This is a genomic window from Streptomyces sp. FH025 (assembly GCF_017427025.1).
GTDB lineage: Bacteria > Actinomycetota > Actinomycetes > Streptomycetales > Streptomycetaceae > Kitasatospora.
On the sequence record NZ_JAFLNG010000697.1, the window covers coordinates 1 to 4013 of the forward strand.

At 71.5% G+C, this 4013-nt stretch carries 5 protein-coding genes; 1 reads left to right on the plus strand and 4 read right to left on the minus strand.

The features are described 5' to 3' along the window. Together J0670_RS32230 and J0670_RS32235 are read right to left on the minus strand one after the other, a co-directional pair. Positions 1-398 (minus strand): response regulator transcription factor (locus J0670_RS32230; RefSeq protein WP_207815577.1); only part of this gene is annotated, 398 nt, incomplete at its 3' end. Beyond that, complete coding sequence (locus tag J0670_RS32235) at positions 395-1513, minus strand: sensor histidine kinase (protein ID WP_207815579.1); 1119 nt, start codon at positions 1511-1513, stop codon at positions 395-397. The genes J0670_RS32230 and J0670_RS32235, both read right to left, overlap by 4 nt. A 195-nt stretch (positions 1514-1708) precedes the next feature. On the opposite strand from J0670_RS32235, the gene J0670_RS32240 reads away from it, so the two are divergent. Further along, entirely contained in the window at positions 1709-2290 is a 582-nt protein-coding gene (locus tag J0670_RS32240) for a hypothetical protein (RefSeq protein ID WP_243437837.1), read from the plus strand. Between the two features lie 43 nt (positions 2291-2333). Here J0670_RS32240 and J0670_RS32245 read toward each other — a convergent pair whose 3' ends face one another. Both J0670_RS32245 and J0670_RS32250 read right to left on the minus strand, forming a co-directional pair. Then, entirely contained in the window at positions 2334-3275 is a 942-nt protein-coding gene (locus J0670_RS32245; RefSeq protein WP_207815581.1) for a DMT family transporter, read from the minus strand. Between the two features lie 176 nt (positions 3276-3451). Continuing rightward, positions 3452-4013 (minus strand): CatB-related O-acetyltransferase (locus J0670_RS32250; protein ID WP_207815583.1); only part of this gene is annotated, 562 nt, incomplete at its 5' end.

Below are 4013 nucleotides of genomic sequence, written 5' to 3' on the forward strand. Positions count from 1 at the left end.
GTGATCTGCGGGCTGATCAACGCGTCCCCGGCTATCGCCGCGCGGACCGCCTCGATCAGCAGTACCGGCCCCGAACGCTTCAGCAGGAATCCCGCCGCACCGTGCCTCAGAGCCGTGTGCACGTACTCGTCCAGGTCGAAGGTGGTCACCACGATCACCTTGCACTGGTCGGCCAGTTGCCGCGTGACCTCCAGACCGTCGAGCTTCGGCATCCGGATGTCCGCGAGCACCACGTCCGGCCGCAGCCTCTTCGCCTCCGCCACCGCCGCGGCACCGTCCGCCGCCTCCGCCACCACCGTCATGTCCGGCTGGACGTCCAGGATCATCCGGAACGCGCTGCGGACGTCGGCCTGGTCATCGGCGACCAGGATCCGAATCGGCCCTGTACCGCTCCTCATACCTGAACCTCCCCGGTATCGATCCGTGCCGGCTTCTGCGGCCCTGTGGGCCCTCCGCCGACTCCTTCCAGTGGCAGCAGCGCTCTCACCTGCCACGCCTCCCGCTCGTGCGGGCCGGCTCCCAGTGAGCCGCCGAGGGCTTCCACCCGGGCCGCCAGGCCCGGCAGGCCGCTTCCGCCGCCCCTGCGCGGTTTCCCTCCCGGAGCCGGCGCCCGGCCGTCGTTGGTCACGGTCAGTTCCAGCCATCCACCGCTTCGGCGGGCCAGGATCTCGACCAACCGTGCGGCCGGAGCGTGCCGACGCACGTTGGTGAGGGCCTCGACGACGATCCGGTGGACCGTGCCCTCCACCTCTCGCGGCACCGGCTCCTCCGGCAGCTCCAGCCGGACCTCGGCGCCACCGGCGGCGGTGAACCGCTCGGCCACCTCCGCGAGTTCGGCCAGTGCCGGTTGTGGTCCGCGGTCGGCGCCGTCCTCGGTGCGCAGCAGCTGGACGGTCCTGTCCAGCGAAGCCAGGGCCCGCTGTCCGGCCTGCTCTATCCGCTCGAACATCTCGACCGCGCGGGCCGGGTCGATCGAGGCCAGGTACGCCCCGGCCTGGGCCTGGGCGACCATGCCGCTGACGTCGTGGGCCACGAAGTCATGCAGGTCGTGGGCGAGTTCGAGGCGCTGGCTCCGCCTGGCCTCGGCGACCGCCCGCTGCCGCCCGTTGTCCAGACCGCGCAGGTAGAGGCCGATCAGGACGGCCGGCAGGGACAGCATCGATCCGAACCCGAAGATGGTCAGCGTGTCGGCGGGCCCGTTGATCGCCCCGAAGCGGGACGGCCAGAGCGCGACCGCGCCGCAGGCCGTCCAGGCCGCTGCAGCGCACCGTGGGCCGTCCTCGCTCCGCAGGGTGAGGACCACCGACAGCAGCAGGGCGGCCAGTTCGACCAGGCCGAGCAGTGCGGGCCAACGGTCGGGCTCCGCCCAGCGGCCGGCCAACCAGACGACGATGGTCATCACCACCGACATCGCCCCGACCGCCGCGGTCAGGGCTGCGGCCGAGTGGCGCCCGCGGGCCGCCCACACGGGCAACAGAAGTGCCGGAACGACCGCGGCCAGGATCTGAGTCATCGTCACCGCCTTTCTTCGACTGCCGTCACATTACGACGCGTCCAAGGCGGTTCGCCTGTGCTGATCGGCATATTTCAGAGGGCGGTTGAGCAGGAGATACAGCCCGATCGGCATCTGCCGTGCACCCCTGGTGGGCCTCCACTCTTGAGTCATCGCACCGGCCGGGAAGGCCGGACCGGAAGGGAGTCCACCACCATGTCGAAGCTTGTGGCCAACGTTCGGAACACCGCTCACCGCGTCCGGGCGGCTGTCCCGGCGGCCCCGGTCGTGCCGCCCGCACCGCGCTGGGCGGAGCTCGCCGCCAAGGCGGCCGTCTGGACCACCGTCCCCTCGGGGGTGTGGCGGATCGCGTTCGGATTCGGCGTCCCGGTCGGCTTCACCGGCGCGACGGCCGCACGGTACGCCGAGCACCAGCCGGGTTGGGGCACTGTCTACGTGGTGGTGCTGAGCGCGTTGGCCGAGTCGCTGGCGTTCCTGACCGTGGGCTTGGTCCGGCCCTGGGGGCAGGTGGCGCCCGGGTGGATTCCGCTGATCGGCGGTCGGCGGGTCCCTCCACTCGCCGCGATCGTTCCGGCCGCGCTGGGGTCTGCGGTCCTGACCGCGATGGGGCTGCTCTCCCTGTTCGGCGGTTGGGCGCGGAACATGGCCGAGCCGGATTCGCCCCGCGGCTTCGCCGCCCTGGTGATGACCCTGGCCTACCTGCCCCTGGTCGTCTGGGGGCCTTTGCTCGGCGCGGTCACCATCGACTTCGCGCGCCGCACCCTGCGGCGCCGGTGACGGAGGTGACGTACGACGTGACGGTGGCGGCGGCGGTGGCGGGTCAGGCCACGGCGGGCTCCGGCACCCGCTCGGTCGCTGTGTCGCGACTCGGAGCCGGGGCGGTACGACGGCCCCACTCGGTCGCGACCAGCACCAGAACCCCGCCGAGCAGGGCCAGCGGACCCATCCGGTTCCCGGCGATGGTGATGCCGAAGATGGCGGCCCACAGCGGTTCGGTACCGAGCAGCAGGCTCACTCGGGACGGGGAGGTGGCCCGGACCGCCCACATCTGGACGAAGAAGGCGAACAGCGTGCAGAACAGGGACAGATGCAGCAGCCAGGCCCACTGGCCGGCTCCGTACAAGAGCGCGACGGTCCACGGCGCGGGCCCCACGGCCAGTGCGACGACCGCGAACACGGTCGTGGCGGTGGCGAGTTGGACCCAGGTCACGGCGAGCATGTCGGTGTCGCGGACGGCTCGCGTGCGGGCCATGGCGAGGACGTACGCCGAGCGGACCAGGGCTGCGCCCAGGATCAGCAGGTCGCCGAGCGTGGGTGGGCGCAGCCCGCCGTCTCCGGTGAGCAGGGCGACGCCGACGATGGCCAGTCCGGCTGCTGCGAGGAAGGCGCGTGGTGGCGCGGTTCGGCCGAGGGCGCTCTCGCCGAGCGGGGTGAGCACCATCGCGAGGCTGATGATCAGTCCGGCGTTGGTGGCGGAGGTGTGCACGGCGCCGTAGGTCTCCAGCAGGAAGATTCCGCTGAGCACCAGGCCCAGTGCGGCACCGCCGAGCCACTCGGCGCGGCTCAGCCGTCGCAGTGCCCGCCGGGCGATCAGTGCGAGCAGCGGTAGTACCAGTCCGAAGCGCAGTACGAGCATCGCCACGACCGTCCCCGGCTCTGCCACCCGTTGGACGGCGAGGAAGCTCGACCCCCACACCACTGCCACGAGCAGGACCGGCAGATCACGAAGAACCGATGAGGACGAGAACTGGGAGGCACGCATGAGGAGGATCCCTCCGAACGAACGGAACCGGCGGGCGCGAGGACCGTACGGCGTCGGACGGACCAGGGAGCTGGGCGCATGGCTCAGCGGCGGACGGGGCGGAGCGTGGAGCAGGGAGGCGCCATCTTCGCGCACCTGTCTGTTGGTGATCAATGCCCCTGCCGGGCGTCGGCGGGTCAGGAGGCGAGTAGACCGTTCGCGTCGGCGATCGCCTCGATGTCGGCTGGGGTGCCGGACATGATGGTGCGGACGTGCTCGGTGACGAGCTCGACCGGCCAGTCCCACCAGGCCGCGCGGAGCAGGCGGTCGATGTCGGTGTCGTCGAAGCGGCGTCGGATCGGGCGGGCGGGGTTGCCGCCGACGATCGTGTAGGGCTCGATGTCGGCGGTGACCATCGCACCGGCCGCGATGATCGCGCCGTCGCCGATCCGGACTCCGGGCAGGACGGTGGCGCCGTAGCCGAACCAGACGTCGTTGCCGACCACGGTGTCGCCGCGGCTGGGCAGGCCCGTGACGATGTCGAGGGTCTGCTCGGTCCAGCTGCCTCCGAACATCGTGAAGGGGAAGGTGGAAACGCCGATGGTCGGGTGGGCGGCTCCGGCCATCAGGAAGCGGGTTCCGGTGGCGAGGGCGCAGTACCTGCCGATCACCAGCCGTTCGGGGCCGTAGGCGTAGAGGACGTTGCGCTCCTCGAAGCGGGTGGCTCCGTCGGGGTCGTCGAAGTAGGTGTACTCGCCG

Excerpts from the sequence above, each read along its gene's own strand:
- J0670_RS32235 (WP_207815579.1), bottom strand. The coding sequence starts at position 1,513 with ATGACTCAGATCCTGGCCGCGGTCGTTCCGGCACTTCTGTTGCCCGTG.
- J0670_RS32240 (WP_243437837.1), top strand. The coding sequence starts at position 1,709 with ATGTCGAAGCTTGTGGCCAACGTTCGGAACACCGCTCACCGCGTCCGG.
- J0670_RS32245 (WP_207815581.1), bottom strand. The coding sequence starts at position 3,275 with ATGCGTGCCTCCCAGTTCTCGTCCTCATCGGTTCTTCGTGATCTGCCG.